Below are 20,098 nucleotides of genomic sequence, written 5' to 3'. Positions count from 1 at the left end.
GCGAATCCGTCAGCGAGAAGTGGGCAAAAGGGATTGAGGTGCCTGGGTCGAGCGGGCTTCCATCTGTACGATCTGGTTGAGCAGAGCCGGGATGTCGAGAATCAACGCCACTGCTCCGCTGCCCAGAATCGTCGAGCCGCTGATACCACGCAGTGCGCCGAACAGCTTGCCCAGAGGTTTGATGACCGTCTGAAACTCGCCCAGCAGGTCATCTACCACCAGCCCGGCCTTGTGTTCGGCGTAACGCACCACCACGACGTTCTGGCGACGCGCGGCCGGGCCTTCATGATTGAAATGGTCGCGCAGGTAGACCAGCGGCAGCACTTCGCCACGCAGGTCCAGATAGCCGCTGTCCCGGGTCAGGTGACGATTCTGTTCGTCCAGTTCGATGCATTCCTGCACCATGTCCAGCGGGATGACGTAAGTCGATTGATCGATGCCGACCAGAAAACCGTTGATGATTGCCAGCGTCAGCGGCAGGCGAATGCGCACGATGGTGCCCTCACCGGGCTGGCTGTCCAGGTCTACGGTGCCGCGCAGCAAGGTGATATTGCGCTTGACCACGTCCATGCCGACACCACGCCCCGACAGGTTGGTGACGGCCTCGGCGGTGGAAAAACCGGGTTCGAAGATCAGGTTGTAGATTTCCTGATCAGTGAGGCTTGCGCCAGCTGCCACCAGCCCGCGTTGCTGGGCTTTGTCGAGGATTCGCTCGCGGTTGAGTCCGGCACCGTCATCGGCGATCTCAATGACGATGCTGCCCGAGTCATGGTACGCATTGAGGCTCAAATGGCCTTTGGCCGGTTTGCCTGCCGCACGGCGCGCTTCGGCGCTTTCGATGCCGTGGTCCATGGAGTTGCGCAGCAGGTGCATGAGCGGGTCGCCGATCTTTTCGACGACGGTCTTGTCCAGTTCGGTTTCCGCACCGTTGATAATCAGGTCGATGTCCTTGCCCAGTTCCTGGCTGACATCGCGCACTACGCGGCGGAAACGATTGAACGTGTCGCCGATGGGGATCATGCGCAGGTGCAACGCACCGTCCAGAATTTGCTCGACCAGGCCTGAAACGGTCGAACTGGCTTCCTGAAGCGGGTCGTTGTCACACGAACGGGCCAGCAGATTGGCACCGGCGCTGGCAATGACCAGCTCGCCGACCAGGTTGATCAGTTCATCAAGTTTGTCGGCGTTGACGCGCACATAACGGCCGTCCTTGCTTTTCTGTTCGCTGCCCGAAGAGGGTGGGCGTTCTACTGCCGTAGCCGTAGCGGGCGTGCGCGGCACAGCACGCTGATCGCCCAGCAGTTCGCCGCTGGCAACCGCAGGGCTGTGTCCGGTCTGCGAGACCAGTTCTGTACCGGTTGGCTCGATACCGTCTGCGGGCTCGTTTATGAGGGTTATTTCTACGGCACAGTCTTCACGCACAAAATCGAAGACTTCATTGATCGCGGCGTGCCCGGCAGAAGAGCGGAAATCGATCTCGAAACCCAGATGACAGGATTCCGGGTCCCACGCTTCCACTGCCGGAATGCTGTCGGTTACCGTCGTGACCTGAACCATCTGCCCCAGAGTATTGAGGTAGCGCAGGAACGACAGCGGGTCCATGCCATTACGAAACACATCCACGCCAAAACGCAGCGAGATATGCCATAGCCCTTCGGCCGGCGGCTCATCGATCACGCCCGGCGCTCGCGCATCGTCGGCAGGCTGGGCATTGGCGGGGGCCTGATAGACCTGTAATGCCTGGCGCAATGCCGCTTCGCGTTCCAGAGCAGGTGCCTGCAATTGCTCGCCACGGCTGGCCACCACGTCGATCAACTCAAGCATGTGATCGCCGGATTTGAGCAGCACCGCGATCAGCCCCGCGTCCACCGAAACACTGCCCTCACGCAGACGATCCAGCACGTCTTCGACGATGTGAGTAAAACTGACAATGGGCGTCAGCCCGAACAGTCCGGCCGAGCCTTTGATGGTGTGCGCTGCGCGGAAAACTGCGCCAATCGCATCCTGATCGCCGGGTTCGCTTTCGAGCTGCAGGAGGGATTCTTCCATAGCCTGCAAAAGCTCACGCGCTTCAACGATGAACGTTTGCTGTGCCTGATCGAGATTAATACTCACGGTGACTTCCTTGATCGATCACTGGGCAGTACTGCAAATGGACGCGCTACAGCACGACACCCGGATTACATAACTCGAAGGTTTCGCTGACCGCTTTGCTTTGCCCGGTCAAATGCAGCGAAGTCCCGGTCTTGCCGGCTTCACGCTGGATGACCGCCAGCAATTGCAGGCCCGCACCGTCCATCTCGGTGACCTGCGAAAGGTCCACCTCCAGACGTGCCGCAGCGCCGATCTGTGGCAGCAGTCGGGCAGCAAGTTCGGTCACGGTGTAAATCGTCAGCTCGCCATCTATCTGCACGCGTGCAGTGTCGGTGGCACTCTCGTCTGGCGTCGGCATGCTGGCCTCCAGGGACCGGGGTCTCAGGGCAGGATCAGCTTGGAAACAGCCGCCAGCATTTGTGCTGGCTGGAACGGTTTGACGACCCATGCTTTTGCGCCAGCAGCCTGACCTTCAGCTTTTTTCGACTCCTGAGACTCGGTGGTCAGCATGATGATCGGCGTGAATTTGTAACTGGCCAGCTTCTTCACTTCCTTGACGAACGTGATGCCATCCATATTCGGCATGTTCACGTCACTGATGATCAGGTGCACTTTCTGCCCGGTCAGCTTGCCCAGTGCATCTTTGCCGTCGCAGGCTTCGATAACGTCGTATCCGGCACTTTTCAACGCGATGCCGACCACCTGCCGGACGCTGCTTGAATCGTCGACCACCAAAACACTCTTAGCCATGATCTACTCCTAGAAAAATGTGATTTCCTGCGAATTCTGCTGGGCAGCCGATTCACCGTGGTGAGTACGGCGTTGCTCGTCGGTCGCGTACGTGGACTCCATACGCGCCAGCCATTGCCGTGCGTCGATGGCGACGGTCTGATCGGGAGACTGGCTGGCCTGCAGCAAGTGCGCGTGCAAAGAGTCGATGTTGTCGCGTACGTGGGTCAGGATCTGGCTGACCCGATCCTGAAACTGCAGGTTTACGAGCACCTCGGTCATTTCGTCGCGAATACCGTAGCTTTCCTGCTTGAGCAGGTCTGCGGATTCGGCCAGGCGACCTGTAATGCTCTGGAAGCGCTCCAGTACGTTCTGGATACTTTGCTCGGAAGCCGCCACCGAATGGCTGTCCTGGTCGGCACCGCTGGAGGCGGCCTGCACCAGTTGCGTGATGGCGTTGTTGATGATGTCGACCTTGGCGGACATCTGCTGACCGGTTTCGCTGGACTTGCTCGACAGGCTGCGCACCGCGTCGGCTACCACGGCGAAACCTCGGCCTGCTTCGCCTGCGCGTGCGGCTTCGATGGCGGCGTTGAGGGCCAGCAGGTTGGTCTGTGCAGCAATGGCGGCAACGTCCGCGGCCATGGTGCGCAATTCGCCAGTGTAGGCGGTCAGGCTGCGAACCTGAGACAGCGTCTGGTCGCGGCTGGCCTGGGTGGCCTTGAGGGAGTCGATTACCTGGCTCAGCTCGCTGTCGCTCTGGGACAGGACTTTCAACGCACCATCGGCGTTCTGACCGTCGAGTTCGCCGGCAGCGTGTTGCGAGGCCTGCACGGTTTCCTGCAAACGCTCGGAAATCCCCATGAAACGGCTGCTCAGCTCGACGATGGCGGTTTCGGTCTGCTGACGTGAGCTTTCAACCTGCTTGGCCCAGATCGGCATGGCACCGAGGAAGATTTCATTGAGTTGGGCACTGGTGGCCGTCGCGGCGCTTTGCCCGCTGTGCGCCTGATGATGGTCCAGCGCTTGAGTCACGGCGCGACGCACTTCATTACGTTGTGACTGAGCAGCCCAGAAAGCAGCGCCAACGCCAATGGCAACAAGGGCAGCGCACGCAACCAGTTCGGCAGGGCGCGTACCCGATTGCGTCAGTATCCAGGCAACGGCAGGTATGACAGGAATCAGGGGAAACCAGATAAAGCGTGGATGGCTTTGCGCAGGAGTACTGCTGAATTGATTCGACATATGGGTTCGATCCCTGAACAGTGCAGCGTGATACACGACTCCCTAGTTATCTGCGTGGCGTAGACGAACTTTATACCTGTGCGGGTGCCTTCCGTCTGATCACTGCGTGTAGAGCCCGATCACTTTAAAAATAGCGGGTATTCAGAACGCTGCAAGTCAGCGTCGGAAGTGGGTTTTCAGGCTTCTGCCCGAAGGGCGTGGGAGCGAACTTGTTCGCGAAAGGGCCGGCATGATCGCCGAAAATGCGTCGCCTGAAACACTGGCTTCGCGAACAAGCGAAGCGTCGCCCGTCCGCTCCCACGGCCTCCGGCCAGAATCTAAAGCAGACTTGTATAAAACGCCGAGCGCTGTGGAATGCATTTCGCGACGCTCTGCATCGCAAGAGGACGCAGAGCGTCCAGAACGGCATGCCGACGCGGAGCGTCGCACGATAGTCGAGGCTATCGCTGCGTACGCTCCAGCGCCGGTATGGCAATAAGCCCGGCGCGGGCTGTTAGTGCAGCTTCATTCGCGGCTCGGTGCCTTTGCCGATCTTGCTGCCCAGCATCAGCATCAGGGTGCGGAAGGTGCCGTACAGCGCCATCTGGTGCATGCGGTACAGCGATACATAAAACATCCGCGCCAGCCAGCCTTCAAGCATCACGCTGCCCATCAGGTTACCCATCAGATTGCCGACTGCCGAGAAGCTCGACAGCGAGATCAGTGACCCGTAGTCCTTGTAGGTGTATTCCGGCAGTGTCTTGCCTTCGATCCGCAGGCGCAGCGATTTGGCCAGGAGTGACGCCTGCTGGTGAGCAGCCTGGGCGCGGGGCGGGACGTTGCGGTCGGTGCCTTTTTGCGGGCAGGCTGCGCAGTCGCCGAACGCGAAGATATTCTCGTCACGGGTGGTTTGCAGCGTCGACAGCACTTGCAACTGATTGATCCGGTTGCTTTCGAGGCCATCCAGTTCATGCAGAAACGCCGGGGCACGAATACCTGCCGCCCAGACTTTCAAACTGGCCGGGATGAGCTGTCCGGTAGCCGTGATCAAACCATCAGCGGTCACTTCACTGACTGCTGCGTTGGTCAGTACCGTCACACCGAGCTTTTCCAGGGTCTTGTGGACCGGCGCGCCGATGCGTTCTGGCAGCGCAGGCAACACCCGTGGCCCGGCTTCGATCACCGTGATACGCAGGTTTTCCGGTTTGATCTGGCCCAGCCCGTAAGCTGCCAGCTCATGCGCCGCGTTGTGCAGCTCTGCCGCCAGCTCGACACCGGTGGCACCAGCGCCCACGATGGCCACGGTAATTTCCTGCGCGCTGTCGGCCTGACCGGCGTGGGCGCGCAGGTAGTGGTTGAGCAACTGCTGGTGAAAACGCTCGGCCTGCTTGCGGCTGTCGAGAAACAGGCAGTGCTCTGCCGCGCCCTTGGTGCCGAAGTCGTTGGTGGTGCTGCCCACCGCAATCACCAGCGAGTCATAGCCCAGGCTGCGTGCCGGCACCAGTTCTGCGCCGTTCTCATCCAGCGTCTCGGCCAGATGAATCTGACGGCTGGCGCGGTCCAGGCCGGTCATGCGCCCGAGCTGGAACTGAAAGTTGTTCCATTTGGCCTGAGCGACGTAGTTCAGCTCGTCCTCATACGAGTTGAGCGAACCGGCAGCCACTTCGTGCAACAGCGGTTTCCAGATATGCGTCAGGTTGGCGTCGACCAGCGTGACACTGGCCGTGCCTTTCTTGCCCAGGGTCTTGCCCAGACTGGTAGCCAGCTCCAGACCGCCAGCGCCTCCGCCAACGATAACAATACGATGCGTCATAAGGATTACTCGGAAGGTTTAAGGAATTCGGGGGGAGCTCGATCTTCGCGAGCGCAAGGCAGCTCATAGCGTCAGAAGGCTCGATAACAGGTTCATCACGGCAATACCGGAATCAGGAGCGGCCTGCGCTCGACTGGATAGCGGTTTGCCTGAAGGTACTCTTCGACACACCTTTGCGGTTCCGGGTTCAGAGGGCTGCTCAATTTATCCGTCGTCTCAGGCGTGCTGGCGGGCAGGGGGCCAGGGGTCGGTGACTTCGAGCGGCTCGACCTGCAGCGTGTCATCCAGGCGGATGATTCCGCTTTGTAACACTCGCGCAGTAATTCCACCATGCCCGCGCACCGCCTGAAAGGTGCCGTGGCCGAGACGCTGCTCAAGCCGCGCACAAGGCTGACACCAGCCGGTGGTTTCGAAAATAGCCTGACCTATTCTGAAACGTCGATTCTTCAGGCTGAACAGGTTGATGCTACTGATCACCAGATTGCGCCGCAAGTCCTGCGGCACGACAGGGTTATCCGCCGCACGGCCCAGCAACGAGCCAATCACGGCCAGATGTTCCCACTGAATCAACGTCACCTGCCGCGCATTACGCGGGCCAGGCCGTGAATGGTCGCCGGTCAGACCCGCTTCGCGACGCGCCTCCACTGCATCCAGCTCGATCATCTCGACCCGCGACTGCGGGCGCACGCCTATCCAGCGCACGCGACCTTGTTGAGGCACATCGGCCAGCAGTTCCTGCAAGGGGCTCATAAACTGATTCCAACATCGAAAACAACACTGCGCCCCAGATTGGTACGCAGAAAATCCGGAGCGCCCGGATGCGCGAACAATACCCGAGCGAAGGTCGGCCCCACCAGCGACAACGAACGCCAGCCCTGACGCAGGTACTCGGTCGGCGGCGGAAAATGACTGTTGAGGTCCAGAACCTCACGCTTGAGACTGGCGAAGGCGATGATATCCAGCCCGCCCAGATCAATGCCGCGTTCGCGATAGTTGGTGGATTTCTTGCGCAGGGTAGGGGCGAGTCGGTGCAGCAGTTCAGAGGCCGGAATCCGCTTGGGCTTGGCTTCCCGACGTACCAGCTGGCTCAACGAGAACGCGCTTCGTCGTCGCGCCAGTTCTTCGCGCCACTCGTCATTGAGACGCCGCCCCTCGTCGAGTACGAAAAACACCTCGAAACGCCCGTCACGAAACAGTACATCCGGCGGCTCCTGACTGGCGGGGGTGAAGTCCTCATTGCGATGCGCAATGTTCAGCCCCTGCAACAACCGCTGACAAACCCAACGCTCACGCTCCCACTTCCGCGCATTGGACAGAAAGGCGTTGGCTTGTTCGGCCTGGATCGTCAACAGGCGCAGGTAGTCTGAGTCATCCATAGGGGGCTAGCTTAGCGTTCAAGTTGCCATGACTGGAAGAGTGAATGCCGGGGTGTAGACTGGCAATTCATTTTTTGATTGCCTGCCATAAATGCTCGCAGGCGCTGCTTTTATCGAGGATCGATCTGTGAAGCTCCTGCCCATCCTGCTGCTGGCCTTGCTGCCCCTCACCGCCAACGCTCTGCAAGTCGGCGAACGTCTGTCCTACTGGACGTTGCTTGATCAATACGACCAGCCCTATACGTTGAATAACCACACGCAAACCCTGCTCGTCGCACGCAGCATGGACGCCGCCAAGCTGGTCAATGCCGCCCTTCAGAACAAGCCCAAAGGCTTTCTGGAATCGCGCCAGACGGTGTTCGTCGCTGACATTCAGAAAATGCCGACCCTCATCGCCAAAATGTTCGCCATCCCCAAAATGCGGGATTACAGCTATCGCGTAATGCTTGATCGAGAAGCGCGCATCGTGCCGCAGTACGCAGGCGATGACGATAAAGTGCTGTGGTTACAGTTGCGCGACGGGCAGTTGGTCAGTCAGCAGCAGTTTGGCAGTGCGGATGCGTTGAGGGCTGCGTTGGAGAAGCCTCAGTCTTGACGGCGTGCTTGCGCACTTGCTTATACATGTACTGCGTTAGGGCAGATTCAGGTTGGGATCAAAGCATGGGTTAGATAAGCCTGCCTGATCTGGGGTCGAGCATTTATAAGGCGCTTGCTCACCGCTCAAGGCGATGGCTATGAAAATAGACTGTGCCGCTTTCAATTTTTTTGCCGTGTGTATAGCGCGTGGTAGATTTCCATTCAGTCGCCTAAAGCTTTTCTGTCCAGCGCCGAAGGCATGAAAAGCCAGTCAAATGGTACTCAGGGTTTCTTCTCACATGGATCGTAAATGAAGCTATTTTTCTCTCTGGGTCGGGCGATCTTGATCTGCATTTTTACCTACGCACAAGCGTTCTGTGCCTGTTCAACGCCAAATGCCTGCGGGCGAATGTGGCGGGTGATGAGGGTCTCTAAACATGTATTCAGGAAGCGGATATTGAAAGCTGATGCACTCTTCGCCGGCTTTTTGTTCTTTTGTCTTTCAACGAGTGCATTGGCATCAATGCAGAAGGGCCTGGATGCGTACAGTCAAGGACTGTATCAGCAAGCATTTTCTCTCTTCCAAAAAGAGGCTGCAAAAGGCAATGCTCAGGCCGAGTACTACATCGGGTTGCAGTATGAGGAGGGTAAAGGTGTCTCCAAAGATGCGATAAAGGCCTTTGAGAATATCTCTGCCGCCGCACAACAACGGCTGGTGCTGGCTCAATACAGGTTAGGTTTTTTTTACGAAAACGGTGTTGGCACAGCTGTAAATCTAGCAAAGGCTGCTGAGTTTTATAAGGTCGCTGCGGAACAAGGTTTGCCTGCTGCGCAGTCCCGATACGCACTTATGCTTGGCGAAGGAAGAGGCGTAGAAAAAGATGAAGCGTCAGCGGTAGACTTCATACAGCGTGCCGCTGACAGCGGTGATGCCGAGGCGTTGAATATTCTGGGCGTGGGATACATCGAAGGTCGTGGTGTCGACCGTGATGCGGCCAAAGGTTTTCGCTTTCTCAAATTGGCAGCCGAGAAGGGCGACACCCTTGCGCAACGAAACCTGGCTAAAAGCCTCGCGGACGGAAAGGGCGTCGAGAGAGATGAGCGTGAGGCATTTAAATGGTATGAAAAATCCGCTGCGGGAAACGACCCTGTCGGTCAACTGGCGCTGGGCCAAGCCTATGAGTATGGCGCAGGTGTAGAACAGGATTATAAAAGCGCCCTTGCCTGGTATAGGCGTAGCGCTTCAGCTGACTATGCCCCTGCGCAGTACAAGATTGGGTATTTTTCTATCGTTGGCAAAGGAGTGGCGACGGACTACACAGAGGCTCGTTATTGGCTTGGGCTCGCAGCTACTCAAGGGCTTGCCGTTGCGCAGGCGGATCTTGCAAGTCTTTTTGAATCGGGCCGTGGCGGTGCTGTTGATAACGCCGCAGCTGCAAAGTGGTACCGATTAGCGGCTGCTCAAAATATGCCGCGTGCCCAGTATCAGCTTGCGCGCATGCTGAAAGAGGGGCGTGGTGTCGAACGTAACTATGCAGAAGCGCTGCTGTATTTTCGTGCGCTCCCTGCGGAGCGAATTGCCTATGCGGAAAACGAGTTAGGCAACATGTACAAACATGGCTATGGTGTTCCCCAGGATTACCCGAAAGCTATGGATTGGTACTGGAAGGCAGCGGAGCAGGACGACGCCGCCGCTTTCGCGAACCTCAGCTTAATCTATGGGAAAGGTTTGGGCGTTTCGAAAAATTCAGTGATTAGCTATGCCTTGATGAAATGCGCGTCTAGCATAAATCCTGACAGCAAGGTCTACAAAGACGCAATACGTAAGGTTGTCGAGGAGATGGATCCCGGGAAGACTATCGATGGAGACAGACTGTCGCACGAGGTTTGTAGAAGCAAGAGCGTTGCTATTGGTAACTACCTGAAATAGACTTTTTTGCGCAGTTTATTAGCGCGCTGGTAGAAGCGTCATGTGGGGCTGAAAAGGCTGATGTGGCAGTGAAGGTAAAATTATCCTGAAGCAGGAACCTGGCAGTGTTTATTTTGGGTTTGGTGGTTTACGTGTTGGGCGGTATAGGTCTCTATTATGTGACTGGGTATTTAAGAGCTACGGGTGAGATAATGGACGCCATGTATGCTTGGATTTTTCTTGACGCGGGAGTTCAGATATCGGTCTATCAGTTTACGTGCTTTGGGTGGTCAACAGTATGTCACGCTTGTTGGAGTACATTTTTCTCACGACGGGGTGTGGTGTGGGTGGAGAGTATAAGTTTTTCAAACGTTATTTGTTTATTCTTTAGAGTGCTCGGTTATTTATTTTTCTGTCTTTTTATTCTGGGGATTGTTGGAGTGGGGGTTGCCAAGAGACCTTTTTCTGACTTTCATCAATTCTTTTCCATACTGATTCCCTGTCTTTTGCTGGGCGGCTGGGTTTGGTCTGCACGAGATATTCTGATTGCTGTTTCTGGGGGCAAGAAAAGGGGGGGCGGGTGAATATACCCTCGAGAGGCTGACCACAGCCGCTTGGAGTCAGGCGACTGTGAGACAGCCTTCGTGTGCAACTCGGATCGTCGCTCTAGTCACTCGTCCGTTGGCAAGAAGAGAGTTGTCTGGGACCGTGTCGATCAATGCCCCCGATGCGGAGCCTCCAGATCACCCGAGAACAATTCATCCTCAGCATCCGGACTCACCGGAATCGCATGCTCTTCAGAAGCCCAGGCTCCCAGGTCGATCAGTTTGCAGCGTTCTGAGCAGAACGGGCGGCTTGGACTGGCCGCGCTCCATTCCACAGGGGCGTCGCAGGTTGGGCATTGAACGGTCATTGGTTGGCTCATGATTGGCCTCCACGCAAAGTAAGGTAAAAGTGGTGCAGCCGCTCGACCTCGCTGATCAGCCAGGCAGGGTCGCGGTCGTTGACCAGCACATCGTCAGCATGACGCAGGCGGTCTTCACGTTGGATCTGCACCTTGAGAATGGCTTCGACCTGCTCCTGGCTGGAGCTGTCGCGCAGCATGGTGCGTTCTATCTGCAGGTGCGCCGGAGCATCGATCACCAGCAGCCGCTGAACCATGCGGTATTGCCCGGACTCGACCAGCAGTGGCGAGACCAGAATGGCATAAGGCGATTTGGCCTTGGCCAGATGGCTGACGATTTCCTGATTGATCAACGGATGCAGCAGCGCTTCCAGCCAGCGCCGCTGCTCGGGGTTTTCGAAGATCAGCTTGCGCAGCGCGCCACGATCCAGCTCGCCGCTGGCCTGCAACACGTCCTTGCCGAAATGCGCAGCTATCTGTTCCAGCGCCGGGCGCCCCGGTTCGACCACCCAGCGGGCGGCGTGGTCGGCATCCACGGTGTCGATGCCAAGGTCGATAAAGCACTGTGCCGCTGCACTTTTACCGCTACCAATGCCGCCAGTCAGGCCAAGAATCCAGGGTTTTTGATCGGGGTGAGTCATCTGAAACCGGCAAACTGCATGTAAGAGTCGGTTATTTGACCACCCCAGAGCAAAGCGATCCACCCCGCAATGGCCAGATAAGGACCAAAGGGGATCGGCGTACCGCTTTCAACCCTGCGCACACGCATCATGATCACCCCCAGCACCGCGCCCACCAGCGACGACAGCAGGATGGTCAACGGCAGAATCTGCCAGCCGCCCCACGCGCCAAGCATGGCCAGCAACTTGAAGTCGCCATAACCCATGCCTTCCTTGCCGGTCACCAGCTTGAACAGCCAGAACACCGACCACAGCGCCAGATAGCCGGCCACCGCTCCCCATAGCGCATCATTCAGCGAGGTGAACAGCCCGAAAGCGTTGACGATCAGGCCCAGCCACAGCAATGGCAGCACCAGAGAATCAGGTAACAGCTGGTGATCAGCGTCGATCAGACTCATCGCCAGCAGCCCCCAGCTCAACACCAGCATTGCCGCCGCCTGCCAGCCGTAGCCGAAATGCCAGGCGACGTAGGCTGATAACACGGCGCAGGTCAGCTCGACCAGCGGGTAGCGTTTGCTGATCGGCGCTTTGCACTGCGAGCATTTACCGCGCAGCAGCAGATAGCTGATGACCGGCAGATTTTCCCACGGGCGGATTTTGTGCGCGCAGTGCGGGCAACTGGAGCGGGGGCGGTTCAGGTTGAAGGCAGGCTGATCGGGTTCTGCGGGCAGGCCGAGCATTTCGCGGGATTGGGCTTTCCAGTCGCGCTCCATCATTTTTGGGAGGCGGTAGACGACTACGTTGAGGAAGCTTCCGATGATGAGGCCGAGGATGCAGCAGGTGGTGACGAAGGCCAGGGGGGAGCTGGCCAGTAGGTCGAGGAGAGGCATTTCAGACAACGTCTCCGAGCTTGAAAATCGGTAAGTACATTGCTATGACCAATCCGCCCACTACCACACCGAGAACGGCCATAATCATAGGTTCCATAAGGCTGGTCAGACTGTCTACCATATTGTCGACCTCATCCTCATAATAAGTTGCGACCTTATCCAACATATTATCCAACGCACCAGACTCTTCTCCAATGGCAGTCATCTGAATTGCTAAACTGGGAAAAACTCCAGTAGAGCGCATTGAGAAATTAAGCTGCATTCCGGTGGACACGTCTTGCTTAACCTTGTTCACAGCGTTTCTGAACACCACGTTGCCCGTTGCCCCTGCGACAGAGTCGAGAGCCTCTACTAGCGGAACTCCAGCGGCAAAAGTTGTTGCGAGCGTGCGGGCATAACGCGCTACTGATGACTTAAAAATCAGCGGCCCAATGATGGGGACTTTCAGCAAAAGACGGTCAAGGCTGTCGCGAAATTTCTGAGACTTATTATAAGCACGTTTGAATATGAAAATGCTGAAGAAAAACATGCCTGCAATCGCCAGCCACCATTTCTGCACAATCTCTGAAAGACTTATAACCATCAATGTGAACGTAGGGAGTTCTGCACCAAAGCCTGCAAAAACTGACTGAAACTGCGGAACTACTTTAATTAATAGAATGCCGGACACAATAAGTGCAACGATTAAAACAGCAGCGGGGTAGGTCATGGCTTTCTTTATTTTTGCTTTGAGCTTTTCTGTCTTTTCTTTGTAGCTTGCTACTCGATCCAGCAGACTCTCAAGAGCACCAGCTTGCTCGCCCGCATCCACGAGGTTGCAAAAGAGATCATCAAAGTACTCGGGCTTTTGCCGCAAAGCCGTTGCAAAACTGTTACCTGCTGATACTTCTTGTTTGAGTGAGCCTACCAGCGCTCGCATATTCGGATTTTCTGCACCCTCACCGATAATATCGAACGACTGTAGCAGCGGAACTCCGGCTTTCATCATCGTCGCCATTTGCCGAGAGAAAAAAGCGATGTCTAGAGGCTTGATTTTTTTACCCTTGCCGAAGATCGAGGCAGCTTTTTTGCGCACCTTGGTAGGGTTGACACCCTGTTTACGCAATTGTGCTTTGATAAGCGCCGGATTGTGGCCGCTTAATTCTCCGCTAAGTTTGACGCCTTTTTTGTCCACGCCTTCCCATGTGTAAACGATGACTTTGACTGCCTTGCTGGCCATGTTTAATCCTTGGTCACGCGGTTGACTTCTTCAAGGCTGGTGATGCCCTGCATGGCTTTCGAAAGCCCTGATGTGCGAAGGTCATTGAAACCGTCCTTGCGCATCTGTCTAGAGATCTCCAGCGAGTTGCCTTCTTCCATGATGATGCGTTCCAGTTCCGGTGTTTTCTTGACCACTTCGTAAATGCCCACCCTGCCTCGGTAACCCCCGTTGCAGTGCTCACAGCCCACCGGGCCGTATATCTTGAAATTGCCGATTTTCTCTTCTGGAAAACCTTCCTGAAAAAGTGTCTCGCGAGGAATATCCAATTCTTTCTTGCAGTGGCTGCACAGCTTACGTGCCAGCCGTTGCGCAATAATCAGGTTGATTGCCGTAGCAATGTTGAATGCCGCGACACCCATATGATGCAGTCGAGTCAGCGTTTCCGCTGCGCTGTTGGTGTGCAGTGTGGAAAGCACCATATGCCCGGTCTGCGAGGCTTTGATGGCAATTTCTGCCGTTTCCAAGTCTCGTATCTCACCGACCATTATCACGTCGGGATCTTGACGCAGGAACGCGCGCAATGCTTGAGAAAAGTCTAGCCCCTGACGCGGGTTGACGTTGACCTGATTGATACCTTCTAGGTTGATCTCTACCGGGTCTTCGGCCGTGGATATATTGATGTCCACAGTATTAAGGATATTCAGACCGGTATACAGAGAAACGGTCTTGCCGGAACCCGTGGGGCCGGTCACTAGAATCATGCCCTGCGGCTGTTTCAGCGCCTCCAGATACAGTGCTTTTTGCTCTGGCTCGTAGCCCAGAGCATCGATGCCCATCTGTGCGCTGGTCGGGTCGAGAATCCGCATCACGATTTTCTCGCCCCATAGAGTGGGCAAGGTATTCATACGAAAATCAATAGCTTTGGTTTTGGACATTCGTAACTTGACCCGGCCGTCCTGTGGTTTGCGCCGTTCCGAAATGTCGAGGCTCGCCATGACTTTCAGGCGTGCAGCAATACGATTTGCCAGATGAATCGGCGGCCTGGCAACCTCATGCAAAATGCCATCGGTACGCAGGCGCACGCGAAAGATCTTTTCGTAGGGCTCGAAATGTAGATCGGACGATCCTAACCGGATGGCATCCAACAGCATTTTGTTGACGAAACGGACCACCGGGGCATCGTCAGCGTCATTCTGCGTCGCGAGGGACGTTTCCTTACCATCAGCCGGTTCGATATCCACACCCAGATCGACATCTTCCAGATTGCCCAGACCGCTATCACTGTCAAAAAATCGATCTATCGCAGTGGTCAGCTTGTCATCTTCGACCAGAATCGCTTCGGTGTTTAGGCCAGTACTGAACTGAATATCGGTCACAGCCTGATGATTGGTCGGATCCGATATGCCAATGAACAGCTTGTTACCTCGTCGCCAGAGCGGCAGGGCGTGATGCTGCCGAACCAGCTTTTCACTCACTAGACCTTTAGGCTGGCTTTCCTTGTCCAGGCTGGCGAGGTCCATGAACGGCACGCCGAACTGATCAGAAGCCAATTCCGCCAGCGTGAGGCTTTTGACCAGCTTGTTCTGAACCAGATAGCTCACCAACGAAATCTTGTCGCGGCGCGCCTGTTGATACGCTTGCTGCGCAACAGGTTCAGTAAGGAGCTCGGCGAGGACCAATTGCTTGGCCAAACCAGTGAGGACAGCATCAGTCATAAAACCACCAGACACAGACAATGGGTGGGTTATAGCGCAGTCGGGCGGTGCTGCCAAATGGCAGTGCGGGATGTGACGTAAATTGTCAGTTTCTGCGGATTACGGAGCAACCTGATGCCACGGATAACGGCTTTCCAAATGGTTCGCAACGCATTGCACTTTGGCACGCCGTGTGCTTTAGGTGGATCAAGGCACTAAAAACTGACGCCTCGGAGAAGTAAGCTATGAAAACACAAAAAGGTTTTACGTTGATCGAGCTGATGATCGTAGTGGCGATCATCGGGATTCTGGCTGCGGTGGCACTGCCTGCATATCAGAATTACACCAGAAAAGCGGCTTACACAGAGGTCGTGTTGGCTATGGACGCCGTTAAATCTGCCGTCGCCGTTTGCTATGCGCAGACGACTGACCTCACCGCATGCGATACTGCAGCAAAATTAGGCATCACTCTTCCAACCGCCACCCCAGGTGCTTTGGCTAGCGTTGGTATTACGGCTACAACAGCGGTTATCACCGGTACACCTAATGCTTACAAGGGCATTGCTGCTGCGGATACCTGCATATTGACCCCTACCCGCTTGGTTGGTAACACCGACGTTCTTACTTGGCAGTACAGCGGTGGTTGTTTGACACAGGGTTACGTGAAAAACTAATTCCAACATGCAGCTAATCGCGCCTCTTTAATGTTAGCGTTAAAGAGGCCGATTTAGATAGCCTGTTAGCACAGGATTGTCTTTGCTATAAGTTTGTAGGGGGGCAGTTCTCAGTATTAATCAGAGAAAAATTTCGATCTATGCTGGTCGAGCCTTCTCTCTTTGCTTTTTTTTTCAGGCAAGTATTTCAAACTCAAGACTGTATCTGTTGCTTGCAACTAACGGAATTTAATTCTCAAGTCGCACACCATCTGCCACGTCCTTCCCCCGCTTCAACCTCAACCGATATTCAATCTTCGCAATCGCCGGCAGCAACTCCAATTTCAACTCCGAAAGACTGTACTCCGCAGGAGGTGGCGAAGTCGCCAGCACCGTCCGAACAACCACACCTTTATCTCCCACCTCTTCAAGCCTACCGACAGTATCTTTGCCGAAATACCGGGGATGTCGACGCGCAGTTCGCCGAATCGCCGAGGCCCACCACTTTAACTCCACAGCAAATTTGGAGTCCAGACACCGCTCAGGAGCCACATGCACGCCGCTATCGCGCATTCGGGGACGGGATGGTTGACTTGCTTTTGCGCATTTTCAATGACATGGCAGGGTTTTCCTTGTCGGATCGCGAGTTTCCAGAGCGTAACCAGGTTACATAACGGCAACCGGAGAACTAGAGTAACCTTAAGTTACCAGCTATAAAAAGTTATCTGAGTGCTAGGATCTGGTCATTCTCAGCCACCGGAACAATCACCTATGAAGCTTTACTACTCACCTGGCTCCTGTTCGCTTGCTGCTCACATCGTGTTGCACGAAGCGGGTGTCGCTCACGAATTGGTCAAGGTCAATCTGCGGCAGCATACGATTGAATCCGGCGATGACTATTACGCGATCAACCCCAAAGGGCTGTTCCTGCGTTGGGGTTGGATGGCGGTGCTGTTCTGACTGAAGGCAATATCTGGGTGACCACTTCGTACCAATGCTGGTGCCAGCCAACGGGACGCTGGAGCGCGCAAGGCTGCAGGAGATACTCAATTATCTGGCTGCTGAATATCACAAGGCCTGGACACCGCTTTTCTATTTGGCGAAGGGGGTGGATGCCACCGACGCCCAGCGCCCGGTCATCGCCAAACAAACCTACTTGAATGGTCTGCTGGCGAATGGTCTTGATTACCTGCTGGGTAACGATTTCAGCGTTGCCGACACCTACCTGTTCGCGGTAACACGCTGGCCTGTCAATTTTGGCATTTCGCTGGAAGCGCAACCTGCTTTGCAAGCGTTCGTGGCGCGAGTAGAAGCACGTCCATCCGTCAAGGCTGTACTGAAAGCGAAGGGTTTGCCCAAACTGTTCAACAAGACCTGAGCCTGCTTAAGACTCAGGTTAGACTCACCTTTTAAACAATAGCGCCCCCGGCGGATGTGCTTCGTTGCGGGCGCTTTGATTCGATTACTTGGTGTTATCACGATGGCATCGTAGGAAATTTCAGCTTTTGCATTAGGTCACTTCCTGATCCGCTTCGGTTATCAAAACGTCCGTTGATTGATATCCGAATCAAGCCCAGAATTACTCTCCTGATTACCCTACACATGAAGAGAGGAGCTATGAACACCACTACATCACCCAGCCGCCTCCTCGGTGTGGGCCTATACACCCCAGCAGAAGCGTCCTCATACACCGGCATTCCGGCGAAAGACATTCGCAGATGGATGTTCGGCTATTGCGCGGCAGGCGTCGATCACCCCGGCCTCTGGACGCCAGAGGTCGCATTTCTGGACGAAAAGCTGCTCGGCTTCCACGACCTGCTGGAAATTCGCTTTGTCCATGCGTTTCGCCAGCACGGCGTCAGCTTGCAAGCGATCCGCAGCGCCTCGTTACAAGCCAGAGAAATGTTCGGCCAGCTCTACCCGTTTACGTGCAGACGTTTTCAAACTGACGGACGAGATATTTTCGCGACCGTTCTGTATGAAACGGGTGATGAGGCGCTTCTGGATCTGGTGAAGCGGCAATACGCGTTCAAGCAGGTCATTACGCCCTCTCTGTACGAGGGCATTGATTACGCAGGTGAAGAGTCGGCAAAGCGCTGGTATCCAGTAAAGCGAAGCAAGGCAGTTGTTTTGGACCCGGCAAGGAATTTTGGCAAACCGGTGTTGGCAACGACGGGAATCGACACAGCAGCGATCTATCATTCTTATCTGGCTGAAGGCCAGAACGCGAAGCGTGTAGCGTTACTTTATGAGATTCCGCCTGCAGCAGTGGAAGCCGCAGTCAATTTTGAGCACAGGATCGCGGCTTGAATTTTTTGATCGATAACAATCTGCCGCCCGCTATCGCCAGAGCGCTCAATGAGCTGACAAAGAGTGAAGGTCACTCAGTGGTATCGCTGCGTGAAAGATTCCCTGCCAACTCCGCTGATATTGACTGGGTGACCCATCTCAAAAAAGAAGGCGGTTGGGCGGTCGTGTCTCAGGACAAGTTTTCCAAGGGAGACGCTGAGCGTCGGGCATTCCGGGAGTGTGGGATGCCCATTTTCTGCCTTGCCAGGCAATGGGGGAAAATGACCTACTGGAACAAGGCAGAAAACCTGGTCAGGTGGTGGCCTTCAATTACCGAGCAGGCTTTGTTAATCGAAGGCGGCGCAGCCTTTCGTGTGCCATGGACGTTTTCTGCGGCCCGCAAGTTCCAGCAGCTCCATATATAGCCCGATCATAGACCGGGCTTTTCGCAGTATCTAAAGTACGAAAATTACCTCACCACCCCATCAACCCGCGCCCGCCCTTTAAACCGCCTCCTCACCCCAACCATCACCACCAACAACCCCACCACCACAAAAAAAATCGTATTAAAAATCGGAAACGGCTGATCACGACTCGTCACCGCCTCAACCTCGGTCACGTTGGGAAACATCGACAGGATCGTTATGCGCCAGCCGTAATAACGAATCAGCGCCAGCTGTTGGGAGTCACGCGAGTAGCCCTGGGCTTTGGCCTGGATGTCGGCGGAGTCGAATTTGAAGTACCACGGGAAGCTCCAGCCAGTGTCTTCGTTGCGGTAGACCACGACCTTTTTGCTGTCCGGGTCTTCGGTGTTGATGAAGTACACGTCGCGGGTCGGGCCGTCTGCCGGGTTTTCGGCGTTGATGACGCCGTCGGCGTCCATTCTTTTGACTTCCACGCCGGTGATCATCACGACATCATGGCGCGGCAGGACGTAATAGAGGCTTAATGCGCCGATCCCGAGTGCAACGAATACCACAAGCCAAATCGACCTTTTAAGCCACTTCATACCAGCGTCCTCTGTTTAAATTGCGTGACTTTGCCCTAATCCGAACATTTCGAAGCAAAACAGTTATTACAAAATTCGACAAGGCCGTTGCGGATGGCATTGTCTCCCGGAGATTGACATGATTTGGTTCCTTGAAGGGCAGTCCAGCCAGCGTGAAGTGATCATGGGCGCGCGCGACGCGTTGCCTGCGTCAGTGCAGATTATCGCCTCCCATCGCCAGCAGCGCTCCGAAATTACCGGGCAGGCCCATGTGGCACTGCAAGAGCCGGTCGACAATGAAGAGCGTATCGACTGGGTGCTGGAGACCGCTCGGGCGCTGGGCGTCAGGGTTATCGTCGCCGGGCGCATCGGCAGCTTTTACGAAGCGCAGCGTGCACGTTTTGTTGCACAGGGTTTGGACCTCGTCACAGGCGGAACGTCCCGGCAGACTTTCATGGATGTCGATGACAAGAGCCGCTTCACGGCAGCGGCCGAGGCGGCAGGGCTGGCGTGTATTCCGGGAATCGCCGCGAGCAATGCCGAGGAGTTGCAGGCGGCTTACGAAGCGTTGTCGGTATATGGCGAAGTGTGTATCAAACCGGTGGTCGGGATTTATGGCCGCGGTTTCTGGCGCTTCAAGACCGATGTCGACGATTTTCGCTGTTTCGCCAACCCGGATGCGCGTGAAACCACCTTTCAGGCGTACCTTGATGCTTATCGCCAGTCCGATGACGTTCCGGCGATGTTGCTGATGCCGTATATGCCGGGCAGTGAGTGCTCGGTGGACATGGTCTGCGAGCACGGCAAGGCGGTTGCCTTCGTCGGACGGCGCAAGGTGGGGCTCAATCAGACCTTCGAGCGTGACAGCGAAGCGGTGCAACTGGCGGTGCGCGCAGCGGAGCATTTTGCCTGCGACGGGCTGATTAATGTGCAGACCCGCGACGATGCCGACGGCAAGCCGCGCTTGCTGGAAATCAACCCGCGTTACTCGGGCGGCATCGGTTATGTGCGTGAAACCGGCGTTAACCTGCCGGGTATTTTTGCGACCCGCCGTCTCGGCTTGAAAGAACCGGAAACACATTGGCTTGAAGATATCCGCGTGAAGGCCATCACGGTCGCTGTACGGGCCTTGGTTTGA

General features: G+C 55.8%; 20 protein-coding genes and 2 pseudogenes. 8 read left to right on the top strand and 14 right to left on the bottom strand.

What is annotated here, in order from left to right; all coding sequences use genetic code 11:
• Window positions 1–9 precede the first annotated feature (9 nt).
• The 7 genes from ALO80_RS02380 to ALO80_RS02350 all read right to left on the bottom strand — a co-directional run bounded on the left by ALO80_RS02380 (window position 10) and on the right by ALO80_RS02350 (window position 7,236).
• Complete coding sequence (locus tag ALO80_RS02380; protein ID WP_055007790.1) at window positions 10–2,115, bottom strand: chemotaxis protein CheA; 2,106 nt, start codon at window positions 2,113–2,115, stop codon at window positions 10–12.
• 46 nt (window positions 2,116–2,161) lie between these two features.
• Window positions 2,162–2,452, bottom strand: a complete 291-nt coding sequence (locus ALO80_RS02375) for an STAS domain-containing protein (RefSeq protein ID WP_054988348.1) — start codon at window positions 2,450–2,452, stop codon at window positions 2,162–2,164.
• A 23-nt stretch (window positions 2,453–2,475) separates the two neighbouring features.
• Window positions 2,476–2,844 (bottom strand): response regulator, encoded by a 369-nt coding sequence (locus ALO80_RS02370; protein ID WP_002553206.1) that lies wholly within the window; start codon window positions 2,842–2,844, stop codon window positions 2,476–2,478.
• A 9-nt stretch (window positions 2,845–2,853) separates the two neighbouring features.
• Entirely contained in the window at window positions 2,854–3,687 is an 834-nt protein-coding gene (locus ALO80_RS02365) for a methyl-accepting chemotaxis protein (protein WP_375233055.1), read from the bottom strand.
• 874 nt (window positions 3,688–4,561) lie between these two features.
• Window positions 4,562–5,860: an NAD(P)/FAD-dependent oxidoreductase gene (locus ALO80_RS02360; RefSeq protein WP_055007788.1), complete on the bottom strand. Its 1,299-nt coding sequence runs from the start codon at window positions 5,858–5,860 to the stop codon at window positions 4,562–4,564.
• Between the two features lie 216 nt (window positions 5,861–6,076).
• Window positions 6,077–6,610, bottom strand: coding sequence for an MOSC domain-containing protein (locus ALO80_RS02355; RefSeq protein WP_055007787.1), 534 nt, complete (start codon window positions 6,608–6,610; stop codon window positions 6,077–6,079).
• The gene (locus ALO80_RS02350) at window positions 6,607–7,236 is read right to left on the bottom strand and encodes a DUF1780 domain-containing protein (RefSeq protein WP_003345130.1); all 630 of its coding nucleotides are present in this window, start codon (window positions 7,234–7,236) and stop codon (window positions 6,607–6,609) included. The genes ALO80_RS02355 and ALO80_RS02350 overlap by 4 nt, the downstream gene beginning before the upstream one ends.
• Before the next feature lie 127 nt (window positions 7,237–7,363).
• On the opposite strand from ALO80_RS02350, the gene ALO80_RS02345 reads away from it, so the two are divergent.
• From ALO80_RS02345 to ALO80_RS02335, 3 genes are all read left to right on the top strand, one after another.
• Complete coding sequence (locus ALO80_RS02345) at window positions 7,364–7,831, top strand: hypothetical protein (protein ID WP_055007818.1); 468 nt, start codon at window positions 7,364–7,366, stop codon at window positions 7,829–7,831.
• Window positions 7,832–8,221: 390 nt separating this feature from the next.
• The gene (locus ALO80_RS02340) at window positions 8,222–9,742 is read left to right on the top strand and encodes a tetratricopeptide repeat protein (protein WP_055007817.1); all 1,521 of its coding nucleotides are present in this window, start codon (window positions 8,222–8,224) and stop codon (window positions 9,740–9,742) included.
• A gap of 104 nt (window positions 9,743–9,846) precedes the next feature.
• On the top strand, window positions 9,847–10,305 hold the full coding sequence (locus tag ALO80_RS02335; protein ID WP_055007786.1) for a hypothetical protein: 459 nt from the start codon (window positions 9,847–9,849) through the stop codon (window positions 10,303–10,305).
• Window positions 10,306–10,436: 131 nt separating this feature from the next.
• Here the strand turns inward: ALO80_RS02335 and yacG are convergent, their stop codons facing one another.
• From yacG to pilB, 5 genes are read right to left on the bottom strand one after another with little or no spacing between them, the layout of a single operon-like run.
• The gene (gene yacG, locus ALO80_RS02330; protein WP_002552020.1) at window positions 10,437–10,646 is read right to left on the bottom strand and encodes a DNA gyrase inhibitor YacG; all 210 of its coding nucleotides are present in this window, start codon (window positions 10,644–10,646) and stop codon (window positions 10,437–10,439) included.
• Window positions 10,643–11,266: a dephospho-CoA kinase gene (gene coaE / locus ALO80_RS02325; protein ID WP_055007785.1), complete on the bottom strand. Its 624-nt coding sequence runs from the start codon at window positions 11,264–11,266 to the stop codon at window positions 10,643–10,645. The genes yacG and coaE overlap by 4 nt, the downstream gene beginning before the upstream one ends.
• Window positions 11,263–12,135, bottom strand: a complete 873-nt coding sequence (locus ALO80_RS02320) for a prepilin peptidase (RefSeq protein ID WP_055007784.1) — start codon at window positions 12,133–12,135, stop codon at window positions 11,263–11,265. Before ALO80_RS02320 ends, coaE begins: the two co-directional genes overlap by 4 nt.
• Window position 12,136: 1 nt before the next feature.
• Window positions 12,137–13,354, bottom strand: a complete 1,218-nt coding sequence (locus tag ALO80_RS02315; protein ID WP_055007276.1) for a type II secretion system F family protein — start codon at window positions 13,352–13,354, stop codon at window positions 12,137–12,139.
• A gap of 2 nt (window positions 13,355–13,356) precedes the next feature.
• Window positions 13,357–15,051 carry a type IV-A pilus assembly ATPase PilB gene (gene pilB / locus ALO80_RS02310; protein WP_055007783.1) on the bottom strand — a complete coding sequence of 565 codons (1,695 nt, stop codon included), beginning with the start codon at window positions 15,049–15,051 and terminating at the stop codon, window positions 13,357–13,359.
• Between the two features lie 224 nt (window positions 15,052–15,275).
• Here pilB and ALO80_RS02305 point away from each other — a divergent pair, with 224 nt between their 5' ends.
• Entirely contained in the window at window positions 15,276–15,704 is a 429-nt protein-coding gene (locus tag ALO80_RS02305) for a pilin (RefSeq protein ID WP_055007278.1), read from the top strand.
• A 228-nt stretch (window positions 15,705–15,932) separates the two neighbouring features.
• On the opposite strand, the pseudogene ALO80_RS32245 reads toward ALO80_RS02305, so the two are convergent.
• Window positions 15,933–16,302, bottom strand: a pseudogene (locus tag ALO80_RS32245) (winged helix-turn-helix transcriptional regulator).
• A 152-nt stretch (window positions 16,303–16,454) separates the two neighbouring features.
• Between ALO80_RS32245 and ALO80_RS32240 the strand changes: the two are divergent.
• The 3 genes and pseudogenes from ALO80_RS32240 (at window position 16,455) to ALO80_RS02285 (ending at window position 18,397) form a co-directional block, all read left to right on the top strand.
• Window positions 16,455–17,061: pseudogene (locus ALO80_RS32240) on the top strand (glutathione S-transferase family protein).
• Window positions 17,062–17,405: 344 nt separating this feature from the next.
• Complete coding sequence (locus ALO80_RS02290; protein WP_162491655.1) at window positions 17,406–17,993, top strand: DUF433 domain-containing protein; 588 nt, start codon at window positions 17,406–17,408, stop codon at window positions 17,991–17,993.
• Window positions 17,990–18,397, top strand: a complete 408-nt coding sequence (locus tag ALO80_RS02285; RefSeq protein ID WP_055007281.1) for a PIN-like domain-containing protein — start codon at window positions 17,990–17,992, stop codon at window positions 18,395–18,397. The genes ALO80_RS02290 and ALO80_RS02285 overlap by 4 nt, the downstream gene beginning before the upstream one ends.
• Before the next feature lie 44 nt (window positions 18,398–18,441).
• Here the strand turns inward: ALO80_RS02285 and ALO80_RS02280 are convergent, their stop codons facing one another.
• Complete coding sequence (locus ALO80_RS02280) at window positions 18,442–18,981, bottom strand: DUF1523 family protein (RefSeq protein WP_055007781.1); 540 nt, start codon at window positions 18,979–18,981, stop codon at window positions 18,442–18,444.
• Window positions 18,982–19,099: 118 nt separating this feature from the next.
• On the opposite strand from ALO80_RS02280, the gene ALO80_RS02275 reads away from it, so the two are divergent.
• A complete protein-coding gene (locus tag ALO80_RS02275; RefSeq protein ID WP_055007780.1) occupies window positions 19,100–20,098 on the top strand; it encodes an ATP-grasp domain-containing protein in 999 nt (332 codons plus the stop codon).

The sequence above is a fragment of the Pseudomonas caricapapayae genome, from assembly GCF_001400735.1.
GTDB classification, from domain to species: domain Bacteria; phylum Pseudomonadota; class Gammaproteobacteria; order Pseudomonadales; family Pseudomonadaceae; genus Aquipseudomonas; species Aquipseudomonas caricapapayae.
This window is presented reverse-complemented; position numbering and strand designations above follow the sequence as displayed.

Bases quoted from the DNA above. Each gene is read 5' to 3' on its own strand.
- ALO80_RS02350 (WP_003345130.1), bottom strand. From the start codon at position 7,236: ATGGATGACTCAGACTACCTGCGCCTGTTGACGATCCAGGCCGAACAA.
- ALO80_RS02275 (WP_055007780.1), top strand. From the start codon at position 19,100: ATGATTTGGTTCCTTGAAGGGCAGTCCAGCCAGCGTGAAGTGATCATG.
- ALO80_RS02320 (WP_055007784.1), bottom strand. From the start codon at position 12,135: ATGCCTCTCCTCGACCTACTGGCCAGCTCCCCCCTGGCCTTCGTCACC.
- ALO80_RS02355 (WP_055007787.1), bottom strand. From the start codon at position 6,610: ATGAGCCCCTTGCAGGAACTGCTGGCCGATGTGCCTCAACAAGGTCGC.
- yacG (WP_002552020.1), bottom strand. From the start codon at position 10,646: ATGAGCCAACCAATGACCGTTCAATGCCCAACCTGCGACGCCCCTGTG.
- ALO80_RS02370 (WP_002553206.1), bottom strand. From the start codon at position 2,844: ATGGCTAAGAGTGTTTTGGTGGTCGACGATTCAAGCAGCGTCCGGCAG.
- ALO80_RS02280 (WP_055007781.1), bottom strand. From the start codon at position 18,981: ATGAAGTGGCTTAAAAGGTCGATTTGGCTTGTGGTATTCGTTGCACTC.
- ALO80_RS02305 (WP_055007278.1), top strand. From the start codon at position 15,276: ATGAAAACACAAAAAGGTTTTACGTTGATCGAGCTGATGATCGTAGTG.
- ALO80_RS02290 (WP_162491655.1), top strand. From the start codon at position 17,406: ATGTTCGGCTATTGCGCGGCAGGCGTCGATCACCCCGGCCTCTGGACG.
- ALO80_RS02315 (WP_055007276.1), bottom strand. From the start codon at position 13,354: ATGGCCAGCAAGGCAGTCAAAGTCATCGTTTACACATGGGAAGGCGTG.
- ALO80_RS02340 (WP_055007817.1), top strand. From the start codon at position 8,222: ATGTGGCGGGTGATGAGGGTCTCTAAACATGTATTCAGGAAGCGGATA.
- coaE (WP_055007785.1), bottom strand. From the start codon at position 11,266: ATGACTCACCCCGATCAAAAACCCTGGATTCTTGGCCTGACTGGCGGC.
- ALO80_RS02375 (WP_054988348.1), bottom strand. From the start codon at position 2,452: ATGCCGACGCCAGACGAGAGTGCCACCGACACTGCACGCGTGCAGATA.
- pilB (WP_055007783.1), bottom strand. From the start codon at position 15,051: ATGACTGATGCTGTCCTCACTGGTTTGGCCAAGCAATTGGTCCTCGCC.
- ALO80_RS02365 (WP_375233055.1), bottom strand. From the start codon at position 3,687: ATGGGGATTTCCGAGCGTTTGCAGGAAACCGTGCAGGCCTCGCAACAC.
- ALO80_RS02360 (WP_055007788.1), bottom strand. From the start codon at position 5,860: ATGACGCATCGTATTGTTATCGTTGGCGGAGGCGCTGGCGGTCTGGAG.